This window comes from Marmoricola sp. RAF53 (genome assembly GCF_052114005.1).
Lineage (GTDB): Bacteria > Actinomycetota > Actinomycetes > Propionibacteriales > Nocardioidaceae > Marmoricola.
Genome location: NZ_JBFRDX010000036.1, coordinates 1 through 25358, shown reverse-complemented (window position 1 = coordinate 25358; position 25358 = coordinate 1). Strand labels below are relative to the sequence as shown.

The window sequence follows — 25358 nt, the reverse complement described above, 5'->3', positions numbered from 1 at the left end:
GGCCTGCGCCCGGGCGTCCCCCACCTTGCGCCGCCAGGCGGCGGTCTCGGTGCGCGCCTCGGCCCGGGCGGCGTCCAGGTCGCGGCGTACGTCGTCCAGCTCGCGGTCGCGGTCGGCCAGCCGCGCCCGGAGCGCGACCACCTCGTCGCGCTCGGCGACCGCGGCCCGCTCGGCGCGCTCCGCCTCCTCCGCGCCGGCGACCTCGGCCAGCACGCTCTCCCAGCCCTGCCCGCGGACCAGGTAGGCCAGCGCCGCGGTCTCCGGGCTGCGCTCCCCGTGCTCGAGCGCACCGGCGACCTCCGGCGCCTGCGCGCGGGCCTGGACGGCGAGGTGCTCGCGGAACGCGTCGTCCTCCAGCGCGGCCAGCAGCTGCCCGGCCGCGACCTTCGCGCGCCGCGCCGGCGAGAACGCGGCCACCCTGCGGAGCGCTGCGGGTACCTGGTCCGGCGGCATCGCGCCGAGGGCGTCGGCGGCGACGGCGACCACCCGCGCCCGGACCCGGGTGGGCAGCGCGTCGGGTGCTGGCATCGGCGTCCCCGCTCCTCAGGCGCCGGGCGAGGCCGGCACCTCGGCGTCGGTCCGCTCCACCAGCTCGATCGCGTCGTCACGCCCGCACCAGCGGCAGGTCACCGACTCGACGACCTCGGCGCGCAGCTCCGACTCCTCGATCCGGTAGGACCCGGCGAGGTCGAAGTGCCAGAACTCGACCGTCCGCCGGCTGCGCGCGACGTCGAAGCGGGTGAGGTTGCCGCAGCCTCCGCAGCGCCAGCGCTGGTGCGGTTCGGGAAGTGCGACGCCCACGGAGGTCTCCTCGTCTGTGCTCGTCCGGTCCGCCCGGTCACGACCGGGACGGAGCGAAGTGCGCCCAGCCTATTGCGCGCGTCGTGGCCGAATGTGTCGGTGGGCTTTCCTACCGTCGTCCCCATGACCACCTCGCCGCTCCTCCCGACGCCGTCGGCGTCGCGCTGGGCGGCGCAGATGAGCTTCGACGAGCTCGGTCGCCCGCTCCGCGACCTGACCTTCTGCGTCGTCGACCTGGAGACCACCGGGGCGGCCGTCTCGCAGGGCTCGATGATCACCGAGATCGGGGCGGTCAAGGTCCGCGGCGGCGAGGTGCTCGGCGAGTTCCAGACGCTGGTCAACCCGCACGCCGAGATCCCGCCGTTCATCGCGGTGCTGACCGGCATCACCAACACGATGGTCGCCGGCGCCCCGGCCATCGAGGAGGCGCTGCCGTCGTTCCTCGAGTTCGCCCGTGGCAGCGTGCTGGTCGCGCACAACGCGCCGTTCGACGTCGGCTTCCTCCAGCACTTCGCCCGCGAGCTCGGCCACCCCTGGCCCGGCTTCGAGGTCCTCGACACCGCCCGGCTCGCCCGCCGCGTGGTGACCCGCGACGACGCGCCCAACTGCAAGCTGAGCTCGCTCGCGGTGGCCTTCGGCTCCGCGACCACGCCCAACCACCGGGCGTTGTCCGACGCGCGCGCCACCGTCGACGTGCTGCACGGGCTCTTCGAGCGGCTCGGCGGCCTCGGCGTGCACACCCTGGAGGAGCTGCAGACCTTCAGCTCGCGGGTCACGGCCGCGCAGCGGCGCAAGCGCCACCTCGCCGAGGACCTGCCGCACGCCCCCGGGGTCTACCTGTTCCGCGACGACCGCGACCACGTGCTCTACATCGGCACGTCCCGCGACCTGCGCACCCGGGTGCGGTCCTACTTCACCGCTTCCGAGACCCGGTCGCGGATGGGCGAGATGGTCGGGCTCGCGACCCGGGTCGACGGCATCACCTGCGCTACCCCGCTGGAGGCCGAGGTGCGCGAGCTGCGGCTGATCGCGCAGCACAAGCCGCGCTACAACCGGCGCAGCCGGTCCCCGGAGAAGGTGCACTGGCTCAAGCTGACCAACGAGCCGTGGCCGCGCCTGTCGCTGGTGCGGCGGGTGCTCGACGACGAGGCCGACTACCTGGGTCCGTTCTCCTCGCGCAAGCGCGCCGAGAAGTCCCTCGCCGCACTCCACGAGACCTTCCCGGTCCGGCAGTGCAGCGAGCGGCTGCCGCTGGCGCCGTCCCGGTCGGCCTGCGTGCTGGCCGAGATGGACCGCTGCCTCGCGCCCTGCGACGGCAGCGTCGACCTCGACACCTACGCGCTCATGGTCAGCGACCTGCGGGACAACCTGCTGCACCGGGCCGACGAGGTCGTCGAGGCGCTGACCGCCCGGATGACCCTGCTCAGCGCCGAGGAGCGCTTCGAGGACGCCGGCCAGCACCGCGACCGGCTGGCGGCGTTCGTGCGCGCGGCGTCGCGGACGCAGCGGCTCAGCGCGCTCACCCGGTGCGCGGAGCTGGTCGCGGCCCGGCGTGAGGACGACGGCCGCTGGGCCGTGCACGTCGTCCGGCACGGCCGGCTCGCCGGCGCCGGGGTGATCCCGCCCGAGGCGCACGCCGGTGCGTACGTCGAGCAGCTCCGGGCGTCGTCGGAGTCGGTCGCCGCCGGCCTCGGGCCGACCCCGGCGGCGACCGCCGAGGAGACCGAGAAGGTGCTGCGCTGGCTGGAACGTCCGGGGATCCGGCTCGTGCACGTGGACGGCGAGTGGTCCTGCCCGGTCCGCGGCGCGAGCCGGCACCTGGCCACCCACGACGCGGTCGAGGAGTCCCGGCAGTCCCTGGTGCCGTTCGACGAGCGCCGGACGCTGGCGACGGTGCACCGACCCGCCCGATGACCGGCCCGATGACAGCCCGATGACAGCCCGATGACAGCGCGGTGAGCCTGACGCGGGCGCCACGACGACGGTAGGTTTCCCCCATGATCACCGCCATCGTCTTCGTGAAGGCCGACGTCGCGCGCATCCCGGAGGTCGCCGAGGCGATCGCGGCCCTCGACGGTGTCAGCGAGGTCTACTCGGTGACCGGGCAGATCGACCTGATCGCCCTGGTCCGCGTGCGCGACCACGACGCCGTGGCCACGGTGATCGCCGACAAGCTCAACAAGGTGCCCGGCGTGACCGAGACCGAGACGCACATCGCCTTCCGGGCCTACTCCCAGCACGACCTGGAGTCGGCGTTCTCCCTCGGGCTGGACTGAGCAGGACCCCAGGGAGGGACACGTGAAGGTCGTCATCCTCGCGGGCGGTCGGGGCACCCGGCTGTCCGAGGAGACTCGCACCATCCCCAAGCCGATGGTGCCCATCGGCGGTCGGCCGATCATCTGGCACATCATGAAGCACTACGCCCGCCACGGGTTCGACGACTTCGTGGTCGCCTGCGGCTACAAGGGCTACGCGCTCAAGGAGTACTTCGCGAACTACCGCATGTACGAGAGCGACCTGACCGTCGACCTCGGGACCGGGCAGAACACCGTCCTCGCCGAACGTGCCGAGAAGTGGCGGGTGACGCTGGTCGACACCGGCGTCGACACGATGACCGGCGGCCGCCTCGGACGCCTCGCGCCGATCCTCACCGAGCGCTTCATGCTCACCTACGGCGACGGTCTGGGCAACGTGCCGCTGGACCGGGTGCTGGAGCACCACGAGCGCACCGGCGCGCTCGCGACCGTCACCGCGGTCAGCCCGCCGCCGCGGTTCGGCACGCTCCGGATCACCGACGGCCTGGTCACCGAGTTCGCCGAGAAACCGCTGCTCGCGAAGGACCGGATCAACGGCGGCTTCTTCGTCGTCGAGCCCGAGGTGCTCGGCCTGCTCGACGGCGACGACTGCGTCTTCGAGGGCCGGCCGCTGGAGAGGCTCGCCGACGACGGCCGGCTCGCGGCGTACGTGCACGACGGCTTCTGGATGCCGATGGACACCCTCCGGGACCGCGACGAGCTCGACCGGCTGGCCCAGGCCGAGGTGCCGCCGTGGACGGCGTGAGCACGACCGGCGGCCGGGTCCCCTCCCCCTCCTTCTGGCAGGGGAAGCGCGTCCTGGTGACCGGTCACACCGGGTTCAAGGGCAGCTGGCTCAGCGCGTGGCTCGACCGGCTCGGCGCCGAGGTCCTGGGGCTCTCGCTCGCCGAGCGCGACAGCCAGCCGAACCTGCGCGACGAGCTCGGGCCCGGCGGGCTCACCGAGATCGCCGCCGACATCGCGGGCACCGGCTGGCAGGAGACGGTCACCGCGTTCGCCCCGGAGGTCGTGCTCCACCTGGCGGCGCAGGCCCTGGTCCCCGTCGGCTACGCGGACCCGCTGCGCACCTTCACCACCAACGTGCACGGCACGGCGGTCCTGCTGGACACGCTGAGCCGGATCGGATCGGTGAGGACCGCGGTGATGGTGACGACCGACAAGGTCTACGACACCCGGCAGCCGCTCCCGTACGCCGAGGAGGCGTTCCTCGGCGGTGCGGACCCGTACTCGGCGAGCAAGGCGGCGATGGAGCTGGTCGTCCACGCCTGGCCCGGCCTGCCCTTCGCGGTCGCGACGGCCCGGGCCGGCAACGTGATCGGCGGCGGCGACTGGTCCGCGGACCGGCTCCTCCCCGACCTCGTCCGGAGCTGGACCGCCGGCCGGCCGCTGACGCTGCGACGGCCGGCCGCCGTACGGCCCTGGCAGCACGTCCTCGAACCGCTCCGCGGATACCTCCTGCTCGCCGAGCGGCTGGGCGAGGACCCTGAGCTCCCCCGCGGCTTCAACCTGGGGCCGGACGAGAGCCAGTGCGTCCCGGTCGAGGACGTGGTCGCGTACGCCGCCGGGTACTGGCACGAGCACGCCGACGGGGCCGCCCCGACCTGGGACGCCCACGACGTCCCGCCGATGAAGGAGGCCGAGCTGCTGACCCTCGACTCCTCGCTGGCCGGTTCCGTGCTCGGCTGGACCAACGTCCTCGGCTGGCAGGACGCGGTCCGGCGGACCGTCGACTGGCACCTGGCCCATGCGGCGGGCAGTCCGGCCGCAGCACTGGTGGCCGCCGAGATCGACGGCTACGAGCTCGCCGTCCGGACGGGGGCGTAGTGCCGGCCGCCGAGACCTCCGCGCGCGGGACGACGACCTGTCGCGGGTGCGGCCGGGACACCCTGGTCTCCGTGCTGGACCTGGGCGACCAGCCGCTGTCGAACGAGCTCGCGACCGATCCCGCCGCCGAGCCGGAGACCTTCCCGCTGCACCTGCGGATCTGCACCGAGTGCGGGCTCGGCCAGGTCGGGGAGTTCGTCCGGCCCGAGCGCATCTTCGGCGACGACTACCCGTACCTGTCCTCGACCAGCTCGAGCTGGGTGGCGCACGCCCGCGGCTACGCCGAGGAGATGCGCGCTCTCCTCGGCCTCGGCGCCGGCGACCTGGTCGTCGAGATCGCGAGCAACGACGGCTACCTGCTGACCGAGTTCCAGCGTGCCGGGCAGCAGGTGCTCGGCATCGAGCCGGCGCAGAACGTCGCCGAGATCGCGCGCTCGGCCGGCGTGACCACGATCAGCGAGTTCTGGGGAGCCGACCTGGCCGCCCGGGTGCTCGCGTCCCACGGCCACCCGCGGTTGATCGCGGCGAACAACGTGATGGCGCACGTGCCGGACCTGCACGACTTCGTCGCCGGCCTCGCGCTGCTCTGCGGCCCGGAGACCCTCGTCACCGTCGAGAACCCCTCGATGATGAACATGCTCCACGAGGCCCAGTTCGACACGATCTACCACGAGCACTTCTGCTACCTGACCGCCACGTCGGTCCGGCAGGTCGCGGCCGCGCACGGGCTCGAGCTGGTCCGCGTCGACCGGCTCTCCACGCACGGCGGCTCGAACCGCTACCACCTGCGCCGCACCGGTACGTCGACGCCGGACGACTCCGTCGCGCGCACCCTCGCGGACGAGCAGGCCGGCGGCATCTTCGACCGCGCGGTCTGGGAGCGGTTCGCCGCGGAGAGCCGGGCGACGATCGACTCCGTCGCGCGCTGGCTCGAGGAACGTCGCAGCGCCGGCGCCACCGTGGCCGGCTACGGCGCCGCCGCCAAGGGCAACACCCTGCTCAACGCGGTCGGCGACAGCGCGCGCTACCTCTCCTTCGTGGTGGACGCCAGCCCGGCCAAGCAGGGCCGGTTCCTGCCCGGGCCGCGTACGCCGGTGCTGGCGCCGGAGGCGCTGGCGTCCTCGCCCGTCGACGACGTCCTGGTGCTCCCCTGGAACATCGCCGCCGAGCTGGTGCCGATCGTCCGCGACCTGTGTCCCGGCGCCCGGGTCTGGGTCCCGGTGCCGCGCGTGGAGCAGGTCGGATGAGGGTGGACTGGTCGGAGCTCTCCGGGGTCGCCCTGGAGCCGGCCGCCCGGTTCCGCGACGAGCGCGGGTCCTTCGAGAAGCTGTACGACGGCTCGGCCGGTCCCCTCGGCGTGAGCCAGCTCTGCACGTCGTACAACGCCGCCGCCGGAACGGTGCGCGGTCTGCACGTCCAGGTCGCGCCGCACCTGGAGCGCAAGGCGCTGTGGTGCACGGCCGGCGAGCTCTTCGACGTCCTGGTCGACACCCGGGCGGGCGAGCCGACCTACGGCTGCTGGGCCGGGGTGCACCTTACCGCCGCCGGGGCGGAGCTGCTCCGGTTGCCGCCGGGGATCGCGCACGGCTACCAGACCCTGACCGCCGGCACGTCGCTCTGCTACCTGATCGACGGCGAGTTCGCGCCCGGGTCCGCCCGGACGCTGCGGTGGGACGACCCGACCGTGCAGGTCGGGTGGCCGCTGCCGGTCAGCGTCATCTCGGACTCCGACCGGGACGGCCGGCCGTGGCCCGTGTCCTGATCACCGGCTCGACCGGCCTGATCGGGCGCTGGACGCTCGCACACCGACGGCAGGACCAGGAGTTCGTCGCCGTACGCCGCGACGAGCACGACCTGACCGACCCGGACGCGTTCGTCGCGGCGATCGATGCCGTCGCGCCCGCCACCGTCCTGCACCTGGCCTGGTGCGCGAGCGGGGTCTCGGGGTACCGGTCCTCACCGGAGAACGACCGCTGGCTCGAGGCGTCGTGGCGGGCCGCGCTGCACTGCCTCGAGGTCGGCGTCGGCTTCGTCGGCACCGGCACGGTGGCGGACGCCGGACCGGGCACCGACGCGTACACCCGGTCCAAGCACGAGCTCCGCCGCCGGCTGGGCGGCGAGATCGACCGGGGTGCGGTCACCTGGATCCGGCCGTTCTACACCTTCGACCCGGACGCGGGCCGGCCGGCGCTGGTTGCCGACGCCCGGGCCGCGGTCGCCGCCGACCGGCCCGTCGAGCTCCGCGCCCCGGAGAGCGCACACGACTTCGTCCACGCCGCCGACGTGGGTGCGGCCGTGGTCACGGTGGTGGCGCACGGCCTCACCGGCTCGGTCGACATCGGGTCCGGACGACTGCGGACGGTGCGCGAGCTGGCCCGTGCGTGCGGCGCGGAAGTGCGCGGGCCCGCGAGGCCGGAGGATCACCCCGACCCCGTCGACGACGTCGCGGCCGACACCACCCGGTTGCGGCGGCTGGGCTGGACGCCGTCCGCGACCGAGTCGTTCTTCGGCGGCTCGGCGCCCTAGTCATTTCGGGCTACCCCCGACGCCGAACATCCAGATTTCGGTAGGAATCAGTCCTTTTTTCCCGAATGGGTACGAAACGGACGTTCGATGCCGCAGTCTAGGACTCTGGCACGTCGACGAGAGGGGGGATCACCCGTGTCCATGGCTGACGTCTGCGTCGTCGTTCCGATGCTGAACGAGTCGACCACCATCGCCGACGTCGTGGTGAGCCTGCGACACACGTTCCCCCACGTCCTCTGCGTCGACGACGGCTCGACCGACGGCAGCGCGGCGATCGCGGCCGCCGCCGGCGCCGAGGTCCTCCGGCACGCCACCAACCTCGGTCAGGGAGCGGCGCTGCAGACCGGCTTCGACCACGCGGCCCGGACGCCGGCGTTCCGCTGGGTGGTCACCTTCGACGCCGACGGGCAGCACCTCGTCCGTGACGCCGAGGCGATGGTCGCGGCCGGGCGCGCGCAGGACCTGGACGTCGTGCTCGCCTCGCGGTTCACCGGTGAGACCGTCGACATGCCGCGCGCCCGCCGGATGGTGCTGCGTGGCGCGATCCACTTCACCCGCTGGACCGCGGGCCTCCAGGTCACCGACGCCCACAACGGCCTGCGGGTGATCAACACCCGTGCGCTGGACCTGATCCGGCTCCGCCAGCCGCGGATGGCGTACGCCAGCGAGCTCCTCCACCAGATCGGAGCCGGCGGGCTGCGCTGGGCGGAGGTGCCCACGACGGTGCTCTACAGCGAGTACTCCCGTGCCAAGGGGCAGCGGAACATCAATGCCGTGAACATCGTCTTCGACCTGCTGATGGCGAGAGTGCGGACCCACCCATGATCAAGATCCTGCTGATCCTGGGAATGGTCGGTCTCGTCGTGTTCGCACTCCGGGGATCGACGAGCAGCGCGAACCTGGCGGTCCGTCGACTGGCCGGCATCACCTTCGCCGTCGTCGCGACCATCTCGATCCTGTTCCCCGACCTGGTCACCTGGATGGCCAACCTGGTCAACGTCGGCCGCGGTACCGACCTCGTGCTCTACGCCCTCGTCGTCGCGTTCCTCTACGTGACGATCGGGCTCTACCAGCGGATCCACCGGCTCGAGGAGCACCTCACCGACCTCACCCGCGAGCTCGCGCTCCGGTCCGGCCCCCGGGCCGCGCCCGCCAAGGACGACGTACCCGCGACGTGACGACGATCGACATCCTGATCCCCTTCCACGGTGACCCCGCCCTCCTGCAGGTCGCCGTGCGGAGCGTCCTCGACCAGACCGACCCCGCGTGGCGCCTGGTCGTGATCGACAACGACTACCCCGACCCCGAGCCGGGCCGCTGGGTGCAGGCGCTGGGCGACTCCCGGGTGACCTACCTCCGCAACGAGCAGAACCTGGGCGTCAGCGGCAACCTGCGCCGGTGCCTCGAGGTCGCCGAGAGCACGCACTTCGTGATCATGGGCGCCGACGACGTGCTGCACCCGCACTACGTCGCGACCGCACGGCGCGCGGTCGCCGAGCACCCGCAGGCCACGGTCGTCCAGCCGCGGGTCACGGTCATCGACGACCGCGGTCTGCCGATCCGTCCCCTCGTCGACCGGACCAAGTCCTTCCTGGCGCCCGCGGCCGGACGCACCCACGTCCTGGCGGGCAAGGAGCTGGCGACGAGCCTGCTGCACGGGAACTGGGTCTACTTCCCGGCGCTCACCTGGAACCGGTCCCAGGTCGACGGCCGGACCTTCCGGGCGGACATGGAGACGGTCTTCGACCTCGACTTCCTGATGGACACGATCATGGACGGTGGCTCCCTGGTCCTGCTCGCCGACGAGGCCTTCTCCTACCGGCGGCACGCGGCGAGCGTCTCGTCGGTCACCGCCCGCGACACCGCGCGGTTCGCCGAGGAGGAACGACTGTTCGCCGAGCTGGCACCGCGGTTGCGGGCGCTCGGCTGGACGGCGGCCGCCCGCGCCGCCCGGCTGCACGCGACCTCGCGGCTGCACGCGCTCGCCCTGCTCCCCCGCGCCGTCCGCTCGGGCGACCAGCAGGTCTCGCGGCAGCTCCTGCGGCACGCGACGGCAGTGGCCCGGTGACGACGTACGCGCCCGCGGTCCCGGCCGGCCTGCACCCCGCGGACCCCGCGGACCCCGCGGACCCCGCGCCCGCCCGCCGGACCACCGGGCGCAGGCTCCGGATCACGGCCTGGGCCACCGCCGGCTTCCTCGCGCTCCAGCTGGGCTGGATGCTGAGCGTGGTCCCCTACTTCGGGATCGACGAGTTCGACCACGCGCTCCGGGCGAGCTCGGTCGCCGAGGGGCACTGGCAGGCGACGCACCACCTGCCGCCCAAGGGCTACGGTCGCGGCGACCTCATCCGGGTGCGCGAGGACGTGGCCCACGAGGTCCAGCCCTCCTGCTCCCAGCGGCACTACACCGGCCTGTACAACTGCTACCCGGCCGCGGACGCACCCGGCGACGACGTGGTCATCTCCTCCGGAGCCGCCCGCTACAACCCGACCTTCTACTGGGTGGAGGGAACGCTCGCGAAGCCGTTCCACGGGGACGCGGCGATCTACGCGATGCGGGGCGCGGCGGCCGTGCTCTGCGCCTTGATGTTCGCACTGGCGGTCTGGATCTTCACCGGGCTGTCGCGGACCGTCTGGCCCACGACGGCCGCCCTGGTCGCCGCGCTTCCCACGACCCTCTACTCGACCTCGCTGGCCGCACCGAACGGGCTGAACATGGTCGCCGGGCTCGCTGTCTGGGCCTCCCTGTTCGCGATCCCGGAGGAGCGGACGCGGCGCTCCGGCTACCTCGGGCTCGCGGTGTCGAGCGCGGTGCTGCTCAACACCCACACCCTGGGCATCCTCTGGATGACGCTGATCATGGTCACCTTCGCCATCCTCACCGGGCTCCGCGGCCTGCTCCGCACGCTCGTCCCGCGCGGGCGGCTCGAGTGGGCCGCCCTCGGCCTGGCGCTGGGAGCAGTCGCCTTCGACGCGTTCTGGCTGCTGACCTCCGGGGTGAACGACCCCGGGCAGGAGCGCTCCTCCTTCGGCGGCCAGCCGTGGTCGTTCGTCGCCAGCGGCGCGATCCTGTGGCCGTTGCAGGCCATCGGAGCGTTCCCGATGCGGGACGAGAGCGCACCGCTGGCGCTGTACGCGGTCGCGCTCACCGTCCTCGCCGTCGTCCTCGTCCTCGCGGTCCGCCGGATCCGGTTGCGCTCGCGCCCCTCGGCCGCGCTGCTGTTCGTCGCGACGACGTCGTTCCTCGTCCCGGCGTACCTGACGGCGGCGACCTTCCACCAGATCGGCGCCGCCTGGCAGGGCCGCTACCAGATGCCGTTCACGGTGGGCCTCGTCGTGGTCCTCGCCATGATCCTCGACCGCAGCCCGCACGCGTTCAGGTTCGCGCTCCCGACCGCGACGGCCGGCGTCTTCGCCCTCGCGCTCGCGCAGGTGCTCGGTCAGCGCCAGGTCGTGGAGCAGGCACGGAAGCTGCACGACCTGACCTACGCGACCGGGTGGTCCGCCCCCTCGACCGCCCTGCTGGTCGCGCTCGGCCTCCTCGCCGGGCTGTGCTGGGCGCTGGCAGTCCGGACGTCCGCCGGGCTCGCCGCGTCGCGGGCCACCGCGCCCGAACCCGGCTAGCCTCGGTCCATGGACTGGCTCTCCCTGGCCGGGTGGCTCGGGTCGGCGCTGCTGATCTACTCGGTCATGCAGGCCCGGGTGCTGCGCTTCCGGGTGCTGAACCTGGCCGCGTGCGTGGTCCTGGCCGGCTTCAACGCGGCCCTGGAGATCTGGCCCATGGTGGCGATGAACATCGCGCTGTGCGGGATCAACCTGTGGCACATCCGGGCCCTGGTCACCACCCGGGACGACGACGCCGCGTACGCCGTCCTCGAGGTCGGCGGCCAGGACGAGTACCTGCGGCACGTGCTCCGCGTGCACGCGGCGGACATCCTGTCCTTCCAGCCGGACCTGGTCTGGGACGGCGCGGCGCCGGACAACCTGGCCTTCGTCGTCCAGCGCGGGGACGAGACCGTCGGCGTGGTCCTGCTGCACGTGGCCGGCGACACCGCGACGGTGCTGCTCGACTACGTGACCCCGCGCTACCGCGACTTCTCCCCCGGCCGGTTCGTCTGGCGGACCAGCGGCGTGCTGGCCGGCCGCGACCTGGCCCGGGTGGTCACCTCGCCCCGGATGGTCGGCGCCTACTACGCCAAGCTCGGGTTCTCCCCGCGCTCGGACGGGGCCTACGAGCTCGCGCTCTGAACCCAGCGCGCCAGCGCGGCGGCCGCGTCACCGGAGTCGAGGGCCGCCTCGGCACGCGCGACACCCGCCGCGAGCCGCTCGTCCAGGGTGCCGTCCTCGGCCGCGTGCACGGCGAGGGCGGCACCGGCGTTGAGCACGACCGCGTCGCGGACGCCGCCCTTCTCGCCGTCCAGGAGCCGCCGCACCACGTCCGCGTTGTACGCCGCGTCCCCGCCGCGCAGGCCTTCGGCGGTGCCGAGCGGGATTCCGATCCGGGTCGGGTCGACCGAGGTCTCGCGGACCTCGCCACCGGACACGGTCCAGACCCGGGAGGTGGTCGTGGTGGTGAGCTCGTCGAGCCCGTCGTCCCCGCGGAAGACCCACGCGTCCACGCCGCGCCGCGCGAAGACGCCGGCCATCACCGGGGCCATCTTCGGGTCGGCGCAGCCGATCGCCTGCGCGGCCGGCTTGGCCGGGTTCGCGATCGGACCGAGGAAGTTGAAGGTGGTGCCGATGCCGAGCTCGCTGCGCGCGACCGCGGCGTGCCGCAGTGCCGGGTGGAACGCGGCCGCGAAGCAGAACGTGATGCCGGCCTCGGCGGCGACGGCGGCGACCCGGTCGGCCGGCAGGTCGAGCCGGATGCCGAGCAGCTCGAGCACGTCGGCGCTGCCGGCCTTGCTCGACGCCGAGCGGTTGCCGTGCTTGACGACGGTGACCCCGGCGCCGGCGGCGACGATCGCCGCCATGGTGGAGATGTTGACCGAGAACGAGCGGTCACCCCCGGTGCCGACGATGTCGAGGGTCCGGCCGGGGACCGCCAGCGGGGTCGCGTGCGCGTACATCGCGTCGACGAGGCCCTGCATCTCGGCGACGGTCTCCCCCTTGGCGCGCAGCGCCACGGCGAAGCCGGCGATCTGGACCGGGGTCGCGGCCCCGGTCAGGACCTCGCTCATCGCCCAGGACGTCTGCTCGGCGCTGAGGTCCTCGCCGCGGACGAGGGTGGTCAGCACGTCGGGCCAGGTGCGGCCCGGCTCGGCGGTCACGGCGCTCAGGCCTGGGCAGGGACCCGCGAGCGCAGCAGACGGGCGACCGTCTCCGCGAGCTCGATCGGGTCCAGCGGGTGCGACACCGCGGCCTCGGCGCGGGACCAGGTCGCCAGCCAGTTGTCCTGCGGGCGCCCGGTGAGCACCAGCGTCGGCGGCGCCTGGTAGATCTCGTCCTTCATCTGGCGGGCGATGCCCAGGCCACCGGCGGGCGTGGCCTCGCCGTCGAGGATCGCCAGCGCGAACCCACCCGCGTCGAGCTGCTGCCACACGACCGGCTCGGTCGCCACCTCGACGTACTCGAGCTCGGGCAGATCCGGGTGGACGCGCTTGCCCAGACCGAGGATCACCTGCTGACGCACGTCGGAGTCGTCGCTGTAGACCAGCACCTTGAGCACGGAGTTCGCAGTCACGCCCGCGATGCTACTAGTCCTCCGTGGCGCAGATCACCCGGACCTGCGGGTCAGCCGGCCGACTGCTGACGTTCCAGCCGGTCCAGCCGCCGGTCCTCGCGCTCGGCCTCCTTCATGGAGGACCGCACCCACTGCACGAACAGCACCACGAAGAGCAGCAGCCCGACCAGGTCACCGGAGCTCCACAGCAGCCCGCCGGCCAGGTGCTGGTCGTCCAGCGGGTCCGGCAGCCACGGCATCGCCGCGTGCAGACCCGGGTAGTGGTCACCGCCGAGGAGCGCGCTCTGGCTCATGATCGTCACGCCGAGGAAGGCGTGGAACGGCAGCGTCATGAAGACGAGCAGCATCCGGAACGGGTACGCCACCCGACCGGGGATCGGGTCGATCCCGACCAGCGGCCAGAAGAACAGCGACCCGACCAGCACCAGGTGGACGTGCATCATCTCGTGCACGAACTCGTTGTTCAGCGACGCGGCGTACCAGCCGGAGAAGTAGAGGATCCACGGGCTGAGCACGTAGAGGCCGAAGGTCAGCGGCGGGAAGGTCAGCACCTTCGCGACCTTCGAGTGGAGCACGACGAGCAGCACCCGGCGCGGACCGGGCGGCAGGGTGCGCAGCGCCAGCGTGACCGGGGCGCCGAGCGCGAGGAAGAGCGGCACCACCATCGAGAGCACCATGTGCTGGACCATGTGCACGCTCAGCAGGGTGGTGTCGTAGGCCCCGATCCCCGACGAGGTCACGAAGTAGAACGAGCCCATCCCGCCGACGACGAACGCCAGCGTCCGGCCGAGCGGCCAGCCGTCCCCGCGGCGGCGCAGCGTCCAGACCCCGAACAGGTAGAGGCCGGCCACCCACACGGTGAGCACGAACAGGACCGGGTCCACGCCCCAGGCGGTGAACACCGAGGACGCGGTGAACCGCGGAAGGTCGGCGGAGGCGTCCAGCGGGACGGTCGACGACAGGGACATTTGGAGCACCCAGACAGGGTAGAAGCAGCCCGGGGGGAGCCGCGCCGAGGCCCCCGGGTGCGTGAGTCGCACCACCCCCGCCTGTCACCCGCGCGGCACGGACGCGCCGGGGGCGCCGACACGCGGTTTCAAAACGGGGGGTCGGGGTGGCGCGCCCCGGAGGTCACGACATAATGGCGCCGTGGCGACAGCAACTGTGATCCCAGCATCCCGTCTGCACGGGCACCACGACCGACCGAGCATGGTCAGCGTCGGGACGATCATCTGGCTCTCGAGCGAGCTGATGTTCTTCGCGGCCCTGTTCGCGGCGTACTTCACCATCCGTGCGGTGAGCCCCGAGCTGTGGGCGGTGTCCACCGAGAAGCTCAACGTGCCGTTCGCCTCGGTGAACACCACGATCCTGGTGCTCTCCTCGGTGACCTGCCAGCTGGGCGTCTTCGCGGCCGAGCGCGGCCAGGTGGGCCGCAGCGGCGGCATCGCGAACGTGAAGGGCTGGGGCCTGCGCGAGTGGTTCGTGCTCACCTACATCATGGGCGCGATCTTCATCGGCGGTCAGGCCTTCGAGTACGTCAACCTGGTCCACGAGGGCATCACGATCCCCTCGTCGGCGTACGGGACGATGTTCTACCTGACCACGGGCTTCCACGGTCTGCACGTCACCGGCGGTCTGATCGCCTTCCTCTTCGTCCTCGGCCGCACGCTGGTCGCGCGCCGCTTCACCCACGAGCAGGCCGTGACCGCGATCGTCGTGTCGTACTACTGGCACTTCGTCGACGTGGTGTGGATCGGCCTCTTCTTCACCATCTACATCCTCAAGTAAGCCTGAACCGATAGGACCTGGTGTGCGACTCACACGCAAGATCTCAGCTCGGCTCTCGGCCGGCCGGCGCAGCCGACTGGCTGCACCGCTGGTGCTGCTGATCGCCCTGCTGACCACGGGCGGCGTCTACACGGCCTTCCTGCAGCCGGCCAACGGCGCGAAGACCGAGGACGACGCGGCCACGATCGCGAAGGGCAAGGAGCTCTTCCTGGTCGGCTGCTCCTCGTGCCACGGCAAGAACGCCGAGGGCATCCTCACGGAGAAGGGCAACCAGTACGGCCCGCCGCTGGTCGGCGTCGGCGCCGCGGCGGTGACCTTCCAGGTCGGCACCGGCCGGATGCCGATGGCCCAGCCCGGCGCCCAGGCGCTGCGCAAGCCGCCGGTGTACAACGAGGACGAGATCAAGGCGCTGTCGGCGTTCGTGGCCTCGCTCGGCCCCGGCCCCGAGGTTCCGGACCCCTCCAAGTACGACGTCAGCGACGCCACCAACGAGGAGATCGTCCAGGGCGGCCAGTTCTTCCGCACGAACTGCACGGCGTGCCACAACTTCGCCGGCAGCGGCGGCGCCCTGCCCGGCGGCAAGCACGCGCCGAGCCTCGAGGGCGTCAGCGCGCGCGACATCTACCTCGCCATGCTGACCGGCCCGCAGCAGATGCCGGTCTTCTCCGACGACGTCCTCTCCCCCGAGGACAAGCGGAACATCATCGCGTACCTGAAGAAGTCCGAGGACACCCCGAGCTACGGCGGCTTCACGCTCGGCTCGATCGGCCCGGTCTCCGAGGGCATGTTCGCCTGGATCGCGGGTATCGGCGGGCTCGTCGGCGCCGGCATCTGGATCACCTCGCACTCGGCCCGCTCCAAGAAGAAGAAGGAGGCGGCCGCGTGAGCAGTGAGACCGACCACCACCTGAACGTCCCGGCCACGTCGAACGAGCCGATCGCGGACCCGGGGCTCCCGGAGCACCTCCCGCGCCCGACCGACGTCGACGAGGTCGCCGCCAAGCGCGCCGAGCGCCAGATCGCGACCCTCTTCGGGGTCTCCGCGCTCTGCGCGGTGCTCTTCTGCGTCGCCTACTTCGCGCTGAGCATCGGCGAGGACCCGGACGTCTTCCTGAACATGGGCGCCTCCAACGTCGCCCTCGGTGCCGCGCTTGGCTTGGCCCTGCTCGCCATCGGCGCCGGCGCGATCCAGTGGTCGCGCAAGCTGATGAGCGACCACGAGATCGTCGAGTACCGGCACCCGGCGTCCTCCCCCGCGGAGGACCGCGCCGAGGCCGTGGCCGCGCTGGAGGAGGGCATCGCCGACTCCGGCATCGCCCGCCGCCCGCTCGTGCGCAACTCGCTGATCGGCGCGATGGCCTTCCTCGGCCTGCCGGCCATCGTCGCGCTCCGCGACCTCGGCCCGCTGCCGGGCGACAAGCTGGCCCGCACCGTCTGGACCAAGGACATGCTCGTCGTCCAGGACGTCGACGGCGCCAAGATCAAGCCGTCCGACATGGAGATCGGCCAGCTGGTCAACGCCGAGCCGGGGATCTTCTTCGACGTCAACGCCGAGGGCGAGCCGGTCATCGAAGGCACCGAGCTCCTGCAGGAGAAGGCCAAGGCCGCGGTCATCCTCGTGCGGATGGCCCCCGAGGACATCACGCCGGTCCCCGGTCGTGAGAACTGGGGCGTCGACGGCATCCTCTGCTACTCCAAGATCTGCACGCACGTGGGCTGCCCGATCTCGCTCTGGGAGCAGCAGACCCACCACCTGCTGTGCCCGTGCCACCAGTCCACCTTCGACCTGGCGGACAACGGCAAGGTCGTCTTCGGCCCGGCCGCACGGCACCTGCCGCAGCTCCCGATCAAGGTGAACGCCGAGGGTTACCTCGTCGCGCAGAGCGACTTCACCGAACCCGTCGGTCCGAGCTACTGGGAACGAGACCGGAGTGATCTGACATGAGTGCTACTGCCTCCACCAACGGCACGACGCCCGCTGCGGTCGCCAAGCCGAACCCGGCTGCCGCCGTCGCCACCTGGGCCGACGAGCGTCTCGGTCTCGCGACCGCGACCAAGAAGCAGATCCGCAAGGTCTTCCCGGACCACTGGTCGTTCATGCTCGGCGAGATCGCTCTGTGGAGCTTCGTCGTCCTGCTGCTCACCGGTGTCTTCCTCACGCTCTGGTTCAAGCCGAGCATGGGCGAGGTCGTCTACGAAGGCTCCTACGACCAGCTCCGCGGCATCCAGATGTCCGAGGCGTACGCCTCGACCCTGCACATCAGCTTCGACGTCCGCGCCGGCCTGCTGATGCGCCAGATGCACCACTGGGCCGCGATGCTGTTCATCGCCGCGATGCTCGTGCACATGATGCGCGTCTTCCTGACCGGCGCGTTCCGCAAGCCGCGCGAGCTCAACTGGGTGATCGGTGGCGTGCTGCTGCTGCTCGGCATCCTCGAGGGCTTCGCCGGCTACTCGCTCCCCGACGACCTGCTCTCCGGCACCGGTCTGCGGATCGCGGACGGTCTGGTCAAGGCGACCCCGGTCCTGGGCTCGTACATGTCGTTCTTCATGTTCGGCGGCGAGTTCCCCGGCGACGTCATCATCCCGCGCCTGTACGCCGCGCACATCCTGCTGATCCCGGGCCTGCTGCTCGCGCTCATCGCGGCGCACATGCTGCTGCTCGTCTACCACAAGCACACCCAGTGGCCCGGCCCCGGCCGCACCGAGGAGAACGTCGTCGGCTACCCGATGATGCCGGTGTACGCCGCCAAGGCCGGCGGGTTCTTCTTCATCGTCTTCGGTGTCGTCGCCCTCATGGGTGGCCTGATGACGATCAACCCGGTGTGGCGCTTCGGTCCGTACAACCCGGCCGAGGTGACCGCGGGCTCGCAGCCCGACTGGTACATGGGTATCGCCGAGGGCCTGCTGCGCATCATGCCGGGCTGGGAGACCCACCTCTGGGGCTTCACGCTGAGCTGGAACATCTTCCTGCCCGGACAGATCGTCCCGATCGCGCTGCTCATGGCGGTCCTGGCCTACCCGTTCGTCGAGGCCTGGGTGACCGGGGACAAGCGGGAGCACCACCTGCTCCAGCGTCCGCGCAACGCCCCGACCCGGACGGCGTTCCTGTCCGCGATGATCACGCTGTACGGCCTGCTCTGGGCCGCCGGCGGCAACGACATCCTGGCGACCGTCTTCCACCTCAACCTGAACACGATCACGTACTTCATGCGGGGTGCGATCTTCGTGATCCCGCCGATCGTCTTCATCATCGCGAAGCGTTGGTGCATCTCGCTGCAGCGTCACGACAACGACGTGCTGCTGCACGGCTACGAGACCGGCGTCATCATGCGCGACGCGCAGGGTGGCTACACCGAGAAGCACCTGCCGATCTCCGAGGACCGGGCCTACACCCTGACCGCGCGTCAGCGTGACGTGGTGTACACCGGGGCCGCCGGCACCGACGAGAACGGTGTCAGCGCGCCGCACGGCCGGATGGACTCCCTCCGGGCGAAGGCCTCGAGGGCGTGGTTCGCCACGAACGTGCAGAAGCCGACCGTGGAGGAGCTCGAGGAGGGCCACCACCACGCCGCGCTCGAGCACGAGCACGACGCTCCGCTGGAAGGTCACTCGGCCGACGGGCACCAGTTCGACGGCCGCCACGACGTGGCGGACGAGAGCCTGCGCCACTGAGCCGCGCTCGACAGCATCGCCGCAGGGTCCGGGAGCTCGCTCCCGGGCCCTGCGGCTTTCCCGGGCACCCCGGTCTCACCAACTGGTCTGACCACTTGACCACCTGACCTACCTGGGGCGAGGCTTCCCCCATGGCGCTCACCCCGATCACGAAACGGCTCGTCCCCGACGACGTCTACGAGCAGCTGCTCACCGAGGTCGTCGACGGGGCGCTCGCCCCCGGCGACGCCCTGCCCAGCGAACGCCGCCTCGCCGAGCTGCTCGGCGTCTCCCGCCCGGCCGTGCGCGAGGCGCTCCAGCGGCTGTCCGCCTCCGGTCTGGTCGAGGTCCGCCACGGCGGCTCCACCACTGTGCGCGACCTCCAGCGGCACGGCAGCCTCGACCTGCTCCCCCGGCTCCTGGTCCGCGACGGCGAGCTCGACCCGGCCGTGGGCCGCAGCATCACGGAAGCCCGGCTCGCGATCGCGCCGAACGTCGCGCGGATGGCGGGCGAACGGGCACACCGGGCCACCCAGGACCTCCGTGGGGCCCTCCTGGCGGCGCTCGAGGTCCTCGCGGACACTCAGGACGCCGGGACCCCCGCGGACCGGCAGCGCGCCTCCCTGGCGTTCTGGGACTGTGTCGTCGACCTGGCCGACTCGATCGTCTTCCGGCTGATGTACAACAACCTCCGCCAGGCCTACGAGCCCGCCATCGAGCCGCTGGCTCCCCTGCTCGACGGCGAGGTCACCGACCTCGCCGGCTACCGCGCGATCAGCGACGCGGTCCTGTCCGGGGACGGGGCCGCCGCGGCCACCGCCGCGGACACGCTGCTCCGACCGGCCACCGAGGCCGTCGTGGCCTTCCTCGACGCCTTCGAGGACACATCCAGCGAAAGGGACGAGGCATGACGAACAACCCCTTCCAGGCGAGCCCCGAGATCGAGGAGCGCGCCCAGCAGCGGCTCGCCGCCGAGGAGGCCAGGATCACCGGGACGCGTCGTACGGCGGTGACGCTCGGGACGACCTTCCGCGAGTTCTGGAAGCACCCCAGCCCGTGGATGCTTCTCGGCGTGCTGGTCGGCGCCGTCGCCTGGCGCGCCGCCGAGGGCGACTGGCGCCTGACCGACCTCTGGGCCCCGGTGATCTGGGTCGCCCTCTTCCCGGTCCTCGAGTGGGTCATCCACGTCTTCATCCTGCACTGGCGCCCTCGTAAGGTCGCCGGCGTCAAGATCGACAGCGAGCTCGCCCGCGACCACCGTCGCCACCACGCGGACCCGCGCGACATCCCGCTCGTGTTCATCCCCTGGCGCTCGCTGATCGCGGTGATCGCCGGCGCGGTGCTGATCTCCGTGCTCGCCTTCCCGCGTCTCGGCCAGGGCCTGACCTTCCTGGTCGTCGTCGGCGTCTCCGGCCTGATCTACGAGTGGTCGCACTACTTGATCCACAGCGACTACAAGCCTCGGACCAAGGCCTACAAGGCGGTCTGGCGCAACCACCGGCTGCACCACTTCAAGAACGAGCACTACTGGTTCACGGTGACCTCGACGGCGACCGCGGACCGGCTCTTCGGCACCTACCCCGACCCGGGCAGCGTGCAGGCCTCGAAGACCGCCAAGAACCTGCACGGTTGATCCCGGGCAGGGCCTAGGCCGCGGAGCCTTCCGAGTACTGGGCGAACGGCAGGTTCCAGTCGCCGAACCCGTTGCTCAGCGTCATCTGCTTGGAGGTGCCGGTGTACTCGATCACGTCACCGACGATGCTCTGGCCGTAGAACCACCCGGCGTTCGAGGTGCTCATGCCGGTGCAGCCGTGGCTGACGTTCGCGTGGCCCTGGGAGCCGACGGACCACGGCGCGGCGTGCACGAACTCACCGGAGTAGGTGAGCCGCATGGCGTACTCGACGTCGTCGAGGTCGTAACCGTCGGCGCTGCGGGGGTCGATGCCGATCGTCTCGGAGTTCATCCGCTTGTGACGGAACTTCTCGATGATCACCTTCGTGCCCGAGCGGGTGGTGAACTTCGGCTGCTGCCCCGTGGTGATCGGGATCGTCCGGATCAGCTTGCCGTTCCGGAAGACGCGCATCTGGTGGGTGTTCATGTCCACCTTGCTCACCATCGAGCGGCCGATCGTGAACGTGCTGGTCCGGCTCTTCTGACCGAAGACACCGTTGCCGGCCGGGACGCTGTCGACATCGGCATCGACGGTCACCTTGGTCCCCGGCTTCCAGTAGGCCTGCGGGCGCCAGTGCAGCTCGGTGTCGGAGATCCAGTGGAACGAGCCCTGCTGGGCCGGGACGCTGGTCACCTTCACGTGCCGCTGGATCGCGGCGTGGTCGGTCACCGGGACGTCGAACCGGACGATGACCGGCAGGCCGACTCCGACCGTGGCGCCGGACTGCGGGAAGAAGCTCGGGAAGGTCTGCTTGTCGAGCGGGAGGTCCTGCGTGCTGAACCGGGACTCGTAGACCTGCTCGTGGCCCTTCGCGTCGACCGCGACGCCACGGACCCGGTAGGCCTCCCCCGGCTGGAGCCGGTCGGTGCTCTGCCAGCTGACCTTGTCGGCCGAGAGCACGCCCTTGAGGTCGCCGGCGCCGCCGGTCACGGTGACCTGGGAGAAGGTGCCGTCGTTGACGTCGAGGCGCACCGAGCGGTTGACCTTCACGTTGGCCGCGCCGTCCCGGACCGAGGCGGTGATCTCCGCCTTCGAGGTCTCCGCCGTCGCCGAGGTCCGACCCGCCTGCGGGGTGCCCGAGACGTTCTCGGTCCCCGAACCGCCGTGGGAGCAGGCGGTCAGGCCGGTCATGAGAAGGACCGCGGCGGAAGCCGCGGCCCAGGTACGACGCGAACGCATGGATCTCCCCGGACGTCTCGTGACGGTGGACCTCTCCAGCGTAACAACACCCGCGAAGTGGTTTGCGCCACCAACCGGGTGGCAAGCGTCACGGCCCGGTCGACGTTTCGACCGGGCCGCGACAGGGTCCTTCAGGGCTGTTCCGCGCTCGGAGCACGAGCAAGCTCGGCTCCGCCGCTCACTCAGTGCGCTCGCTCAGTGCGCGTGCTCGCCCCGGTAGTACTCGAAGATCAGGCCGGTGAGGGCCACGGAGCCGAGCACACCGCCGATGATCGCCAGCCACCAGCCGATGACCACGCCGAGGACGATCATCCCCAGCGTGAGACCGCACCACAGCGGCCACCAGCTGTACGGCGGGAAGAAGCCCAGCTCGCCGGCGCCGTCGGCGATCTCGCCGTCCTTCCGGTCCTCCGGCCGGGGCTCCATCCGCGAGGCGTGGAAGCCCAGGTAGAAGCTCACCAGCAGGGTCAGCAGGGCGGTCATGACCAGTGCGGAGGTGCCGGTCGGGTCCCCGGTGATCAGCCAGTAGGCGGGCGCGACGAGCACGAAGAAGACCGTGCAGGTCACGAAGATCCAGGTCTCGGCCTTCATCAGGCGTCCTTCCCCTCGTCGATGGCCCGGGAGTCGGCTCCGGCGGGCACCAGGTCATCGGCGTACTCGAGCGCGGCGATCTCCGGGTGGTGGAGGTCGAACGCCGGCGACTCCGAACGGATCCGCGGGATCGACACGAAGTTGTGCCGCGGCGGCGGGCAGCTGGTGGCCCACTCCAGGGAGCGTCCCCAGCCCCACGGGTCGTCGACGGTGACCTTCGGCGCGCGGCGCGACTTGTACACGTTGTAGAAGAACGGCAACGTCGAGGACGCGAGCAGGAATGCTCCGACGGTCGAGATCTGGTTGAGCGTGGTGAAGCCGTCGTTGGCGCCGTAGTCGGCGTACCGGCGCGGCATGCCCTCGACACCCAGCCAGTGCTGGACGAGGAAGGTGGTGTGGAAGCCGACGAACAGCAGCCAGAAGTGGATCTTGCCGAGCCGCTCGTCGAGCATCCGGCCGGTCATCTTCGGCCACCAGAAGTAGAAGCCGGCGAACATCGCGAACACCACGGTGCCGAAGACCACGTAGTGGAAGTGCGCGACCACGAAGTACGAGTCGGACACGTGGAAGTCCAGCGGCGGCGAGGCCAGGATGATGCCGGTCAGGCCACCGAAGAGGAAGGTGGTGAGGAAGCCGAGCGACCAGAGCATGGGCGTGTCGAAGCTCAACGACCCGCCCCACATGGTGCCGATCCAGTTGAAGAACTTCACGCCGGTCGGTACCGCGATCAGGAACGTCATGCCGGAGAAGAACGGCAGGTCGACGGCGCCGGTGACGAACATGTGGTGCGCCCACACCGCCACCGACAGGATCGCGATGCCGAGCGTCGCGGCGACCAGGCCGACGTAGCCGAAGATCGGCTTGCGGCTGAACACCGGCAGGATCTCGGTCACGATGCCGAAGAACGGCAGCGCGATGATGTACACCTCGGGATGGCCGAAGAACCAGAACAGGTGCTGCCACAGGATCGGACCGCCGTGCACCGCGTCGAAGACGTGGGCGCCGAGCTTGCGGTCGGCCTCCAGGGAGAGCAGCGCGCCGGCCAGGATCGGGAAGGCGATCAGCACGAGCAGGCTGGTGACCAGCGTGTTCCAGACGAAGATCGGCATCCGGAACATCGTCATGCCGGGCGCACGCATGCAGATGATCGTGGTGATGAAGTTGACCGCACCGAGGATCGTGCCCAGACCGGCCATCCAGAGACCCATGATCCACAGGTCACCGCCGATGCCGGGCGAGCGGACCGCGTCGGAGAGCGGCGAGTAGGCGAACCAGCCGAAGTCGGCGGCGCCCTCGGGCGAGAGGAAGCCGGACGCGGCGATGATGCCGCCGAACAGGAACAGCCAGTAGCTGAACATGTTCAGGCGCGGGAACGCGACGTCGGGCGAACCGATCTGCAGCGGCATGATCACGTTCGCGAAGCCGAAGAACAGCGGCGTCGCGAAGAGCAGCAGCATGATCGTGCCGTGCATCGTGAACAGCTGGTTGTAGACCTCGTCGTTGACGACCTGCTGGCCCGGGAACGCGAGCTCCGAGCGGATCAGCAGCGCCATGATGCCGCCGAGGATGAACCACGCGAACGAGGTCGTGAGGTACATCTTGCCGATCAGCTTGTGGTCGGTCGTCGTCAGCAGGCGGACGACCTGCTGGCCCAGGGTGCGGGTCGGGGCCGCAGTGCTGGGTGCGTCAGAGACCGCGGTCACTGTTCTCCTCCATCGCCGTCGACGTCCAGACCGTCGACCTTGTTCACGTCGTTGCCGCCGAGAGCGAGGCCGGTGTTGCCCTGCTCCTTGAGCTCCCTGAGGTGGGCGTCGAAGGACGCCTGGTCGGTCACCTTGACCGTGAAGAGCATCCGCGAGTGGTAGACGCCGCACAGCTCGGCGCAGCGGCCGGCGAAGGTGCCCTCGCGGTCCGGGGTCAGCGTGAAGTGGTTGTCCTTCTGGCGCCCGGGGATCACGTCCATCTTGAAGAGGAACGAGGGCACCCAGAACGAGTGGATGACGTCCGGCGAGTACAGGTCGATCGACACCGGCTTGTCCTTGACCAGCCACAGCGTGGGCGCGTCGGCCGTGGTCCCGCCCTCGAACACCGGCTCGTTCGCGACGACGTCGCTGCCCTTGGTGTAGTTGAACGTCCACGACCACTGCTGGCCGACGACGGTCACGTTGAGCGGGGCGGCCGCGTTCGCCTTGTCCAGGTCCTTCGGTGCGTGCAGGACGTCGTCCTGCACCTGCACGGTGTAGAAGAAGAAGACGATGACCATCATCACCGGCGCGAGCGTGTAGAAGATCTCGATCGGCAGGTTGTAGCGCGTCTGCACCGGGATCTCGGACTCGCTGCGGCGCCAGTACTTGACGACGACCCAGCCCATCAGGCCCCAGACGACGACGCCGGTCAGCATGGCCGCGAGCCACGACCAGTGCCACAGGTCGTACATGTGCTGTGCTTCCTTGGACGCCGGCACCGGCATGGCCAGCCGCTCGATCTGCGACCTGCCTTCTGCCGAGCAGCCGGTGAGGAACAACAGCGAGGCACCGGCGACGGCACCGAGTGCCGTCTTCCGAGCACGCTTGGGGAGTTGCAGACCCACGAACGAGCCCTCTCTCTTCATGACCGAACATCTGCTTGAGGCGGACATGCCGAACCCTACTACTGGCCGAGGCAGGGTCGTGGCGCAGGTCGGGGTGTTGGACGGTGTGCCGCTCACCACGTGCGCGGTTCGCCGTCCGGAGGGCTACTTTTCCCTTGTGACGGCCTATCTCGACACCGCGTCCGGCGAGCCGCTGCACCCTGCCGCACGGGCAGTCCTGGAGCAGGCGCTCGAGCACGGGTACGCCGATCCGCGACGGTTGCACGGCCCTGCCCGGAACGCCCGGATCCTCCTGGACAACGCGCGGGAGGCGACGGCCGGGGCGCTCGGCGTACGGGCCGACGAGGTCACCTTCACCCCCAGCGGGACGCATGCCGTGCACCTCGGCGTCCTCGGGCTGCTCGCCGGTCGCGCCCGCCACGGCGACCTGCTCGTGGCCGGCGCCGTCGAGCACGCCTCGGTGCTCCACGCCGGGCGCTGGCACGAGGACCGCGGCGGCTCGTTCAGGACCTTGGCGGTCGACCCGCTGGGCCGGGTCGCCGAGCCGGTCCCGRCCGGGACGACCGTGCTCGCGGTGCAGGCCGCCAACCACGAGGTCGGCACCGTGCAGCCGGTGGCCGCGCTCGCGGAGTCCGCCGGCGGGGCTCCCCTGTTCCTCGACGCCTGCGCCGCCGCCGGCCGGGTCCCGCTGCCCGACGGCTGGGCCGCCGCGGCGGCGTCGGCCCACAAGTGGGG

Annotated in this window: 27 protein-coding genes and 1 pseudogene; 19 read left to right on the top strand and 9 right to left on the bottom strand. The window is 71.2% G+C overall.

Going from position 1 to position 25358, the window contains the following annotated elements; genetic code table 11:
* Together AB4Y76_RS20435 and AB4Y76_RS20430 are read right to left on the bottom strand one after the other, a co-directional pair.
* Nucleotides 1-528: pseudogene (locus tag AB4Y76_RS20435) on the bottom strand (hypothetical protein); the annotation flags it as partial.
* A gap of 15 nt (nt 529-543) precedes the next feature.
* Nucleotides 544-801 (bottom strand): hypothetical protein, encoded by a 258-nt coding sequence (locus AB4Y76_RS20430; protein WP_441928685.1) that lies wholly within the window; start codon nt 799-801, stop codon nt 544-546.
* Nucleotides 802-924: 123 nt separating this feature from the next.
* Between AB4Y76_RS20430 and AB4Y76_RS20425 the strand changes: the two genes are divergently transcribed.
* The 12 genes from AB4Y76_RS20425 (at nt 925) to AB4Y76_RS20370 (ending at nt 11714) form a co-directional block, all read left to right on the top strand.
* The gene (locus AB4Y76_RS20425) at nt 925-2715 is read left to right on the top strand and encodes a DEDD exonuclease domain-containing protein (RefSeq protein ID WP_441928683.1); all 1791 of its coding nucleotides are present in this window, start codon (nt 925-927) and stop codon (nt 2713-2715) included.
* An 83-nt stretch (nt 2716-2798) separates the two neighbouring features.
* Nucleotides 2799-3077, top strand: a complete 279-nt coding sequence (locus AB4Y76_RS20420; RefSeq protein ID WP_441928681.1) for an Lrp/AsnC family transcriptional regulator — start codon at nt 2799-2801, stop codon at nt 3075-3077.
* 22 nt (nt 3078-3099) lie between these two features.
* Complete coding sequence (gene rfbF / locus AB4Y76_RS20415; RefSeq protein ID WP_441928679.1) at nt 3100-3861, top strand: glucose-1-phosphate cytidylyltransferase; 762 nt, start codon at nt 3100-3102, stop codon at nt 3859-3861.
* Nucleotides 3849-4940: a CDP-glucose 4,6-dehydratase gene (rfbG, locus tag AB4Y76_RS20410; RefSeq protein ID WP_441928677.1), complete on the top strand. Its 1092-nt coding sequence runs from the start codon at nt 3849-3851 to the stop codon at nt 4938-4940. Before rfbF ends, rfbG begins: the two co-directional genes overlap by 13 nt.
* Nucleotides 4940-6187 (top strand): class I SAM-dependent methyltransferase, encoded by a 1248-nt coding sequence (locus AB4Y76_RS20405; protein ID WP_441928676.1) that lies wholly within the window; start codon nt 4940-4942, stop codon nt 6185-6187. The genes rfbG and AB4Y76_RS20405 overlap by 1 nt, the downstream gene beginning before the upstream one ends.
* Nucleotides 6184-6702 (top strand): dTDP-4-dehydrorhamnose 3,5-epimerase family protein, encoded by a 519-nt coding sequence (locus AB4Y76_RS20400; protein WP_441928674.1) that lies wholly within the window; start codon nt 6184-6186, stop codon nt 6700-6702. The genes AB4Y76_RS20405 and AB4Y76_RS20400 overlap by 4 nt, the downstream gene beginning before the upstream one ends.
* The gene (locus tag AB4Y76_RS20395; protein ID WP_441928672.1) at nt 6687-7466 is read left to right on the top strand and encodes an NAD-dependent epimerase/dehydratase family protein; all 780 of its coding nucleotides are present in this window, start codon (nt 6687-6689) and stop codon (nt 7464-7466) included. Before AB4Y76_RS20400 ends, AB4Y76_RS20395 begins: the two co-directional genes overlap by 16 nt.
* A gap of 141 nt (nt 7467-7607) precedes the next feature.
* Entirely contained in the window at nt 7608-8291 is a 684-nt protein-coding gene (locus AB4Y76_RS20390) for a glycosyltransferase family 2 protein (RefSeq protein WP_441928689.1), read from the top strand.
* A complete protein-coding gene (locus AB4Y76_RS20385; protein WP_441928670.1) occupies nt 8288-8644 on the top strand; it encodes a DUF2304 domain-containing protein in 357 nt (118 codons plus the stop codon). The genes AB4Y76_RS20390 and AB4Y76_RS20385 overlap by 4 nt, the downstream gene beginning before the upstream one ends.
* On the top strand, nt 8641-9534 hold the full coding sequence (locus AB4Y76_RS20380) for a glycosyltransferase family 2 protein (protein ID WP_441928668.1): 894 nt from the start codon (nt 8641-8643) through the stop codon (nt 9532-9534). The genes AB4Y76_RS20385 and AB4Y76_RS20380 overlap by 4 nt, the downstream gene beginning before the upstream one ends.
* A complete protein-coding gene (locus AB4Y76_RS20375; RefSeq protein ID WP_441928666.1) occupies nt 9531-11090 on the top strand; it encodes a DUF2142 domain-containing protein in 1560 nt (519 codons plus the stop codon). The genes AB4Y76_RS20380 and AB4Y76_RS20375 overlap by 4 nt, the downstream gene beginning before the upstream one ends.
* A gap of 9 nt (nt 11091-11099) precedes the next feature.
* On the top strand, nt 11100-11714 hold the full coding sequence (locus tag AB4Y76_RS20370) for a hypothetical protein (RefSeq protein WP_441928664.1): 615 nt from the start codon (nt 11100-11102) through the stop codon (nt 11712-11714).
* Here AB4Y76_RS20370 and trpD read toward each other — a convergent pair.
* Genes trpD through AB4Y76_RS20355 form a run of 3 tightly spaced genes read right to left on the bottom strand, consistent with a single transcriptional unit; the run spans nt 11696 to nt 14117 of the window.
* Nucleotides 11696-12736, bottom strand: a complete 1041-nt coding sequence (gene trpD, locus AB4Y76_RS20365) for an anthranilate phosphoribosyltransferase (RefSeq protein ID WP_441928662.1) — start codon at nt 12734-12736, stop codon at nt 11696-11698. The genes AB4Y76_RS20370 and trpD overlap by 19 nt on opposite strands.
* Nucleotides 12737-12741: 5 nt before the next feature.
* The gene (locus AB4Y76_RS20360; protein WP_441928660.1) at nt 12742-13149 is read right to left on the bottom strand and encodes an Rv3143 family two-component system response regulator; all 408 of its coding nucleotides are present in this window, start codon (nt 13147-13149) and stop codon (nt 12742-12744) included.
* A 50-nt stretch (nt 13150-13199) separates the two neighbouring features.
* Nucleotides 13200-14117 (bottom strand): cytochrome c oxidase assembly protein, encoded by a 918-nt coding sequence (locus AB4Y76_RS20355; RefSeq protein WP_441928687.1) that lies wholly within the window; start codon nt 14115-14117, stop codon nt 13200-13202.
* A gap of 181 nt (nt 14118-14298) precedes the next feature.
* Between AB4Y76_RS20355 and ctaE the strand changes: the two genes are divergently transcribed.
* From ctaE to AB4Y76_RS20325, 6 genes are all read left to right on the top strand, one after another.
* Nucleotides 14299-14937 carry an aa3-type cytochrome oxidase subunit III gene (gene ctaE, locus AB4Y76_RS20350; protein WP_441928658.1) on the top strand — a complete coding sequence of 213 codons (639 nt, stop codon included), beginning with the start codon at nt 14299-14301 and terminating at the stop codon, nt 14935-14937.
* Between the two features lie 22 nt (nt 14938-14959).
* Nucleotides 14960-15823, top strand: coding sequence for a cytochrome bc1 complex diheme cytochrome c subunit (gene qcrC / locus AB4Y76_RS20345; protein WP_441928656.1), 864 nt, complete (start codon nt 14960-14962; stop codon nt 15821-15823).
* Nucleotides 15820-16881, top strand: coding sequence for a cytochrome bc1 complex Rieske iron-sulfur subunit (gene qcrA / locus AB4Y76_RS20340; protein ID WP_441928654.1), 1062 nt, complete (start codon nt 15820-15822; stop codon nt 16879-16881). The genes qcrC and qcrA overlap by 4 nt, the downstream gene beginning before the upstream one ends.
* The gene (gene qcrB / locus AB4Y76_RS20335) at nt 16878-18611 is read left to right on the top strand and encodes a cytochrome bc1 complex cytochrome b subunit (RefSeq protein WP_441928652.1); all 1734 of its coding nucleotides are present in this window, start codon (nt 16878-16880) and stop codon (nt 18609-18611) included. The genes qcrA and qcrB overlap by 4 nt, the downstream gene beginning before the upstream one ends.
* Nucleotides 18612-18742: 131 nt before the next feature.
* The gene (locus tag AB4Y76_RS20330; RefSeq protein WP_441928650.1) at nt 18743-19501 is read left to right on the top strand and encodes a FadR/GntR family transcriptional regulator; all 759 of its coding nucleotides are present in this window, start codon (nt 18743-18745) and stop codon (nt 19499-19501) included.
* On the top strand, nt 19498-20223 hold the full coding sequence (locus AB4Y76_RS20325; protein WP_441928648.1) for a sterol desaturase family protein: 726 nt from the start codon (nt 19498-19500) through the stop codon (nt 20221-20223). Before AB4Y76_RS20330 ends, AB4Y76_RS20325 begins: the two co-directional genes overlap by 4 nt.
* Nucleotides 20224-20236: 13 nt before the next feature.
* Here AB4Y76_RS20325 and AB4Y76_RS20320 read toward each other — a convergent pair whose 3' ends face one another.
* The 4 genes from AB4Y76_RS20320 to ctaC all read right to left on the bottom strand — a co-directional run bounded on the left by AB4Y76_RS20320 (nt 20237) and on the right by ctaC (nt 24623).
* Nucleotides 20237-21442 (bottom strand): L,D-transpeptidase, encoded by a 1206-nt coding sequence (locus tag AB4Y76_RS20320; protein ID WP_441928647.1) that lies wholly within the window; start codon nt 21440-21442, stop codon nt 20237-20239.
* Nucleotides 21443-21637: 195 nt separating this feature from the next.
* On the bottom strand, nt 21638-22033 hold the full coding sequence (locus AB4Y76_RS20315; protein WP_441928645.1) for a cytochrome c oxidase subunit 4: 396 nt from the start codon (nt 22031-22033) through the stop codon (nt 21638-21640).
* Nucleotides 22033-23736 (bottom strand): aa3-type cytochrome oxidase subunit I, encoded by a 1704-nt coding sequence (gene ctaD / locus AB4Y76_RS20310; RefSeq protein WP_441928643.1) that lies wholly within the window; start codon nt 23734-23736, stop codon nt 22033-22035. Before ctaD ends, AB4Y76_RS20315 begins: the two co-directional genes overlap by 1 nt.
* Complete coding sequence (gene ctaC / locus AB4Y76_RS20305; protein ID WP_441928641.1) at nt 23733-24623, bottom strand: aa3-type cytochrome oxidase subunit II; 891 nt, start codon at nt 24621-24623, stop codon at nt 23733-23735. Before ctaC ends, ctaD begins: the two co-directional genes overlap by 4 nt.
* A 157-nt stretch (nt 24624-24780) precedes the next feature.
* Here ctaC and AB4Y76_RS20300 point away from each other — a divergent pair.
* Nucleotides 24781-25358: aminotransferase class V-fold PLP-dependent enzyme (locus AB4Y76_RS20300; RefSeq protein WP_441928639.1), on the top strand; the 578-nt coding region annotated here is incomplete at its 3' end.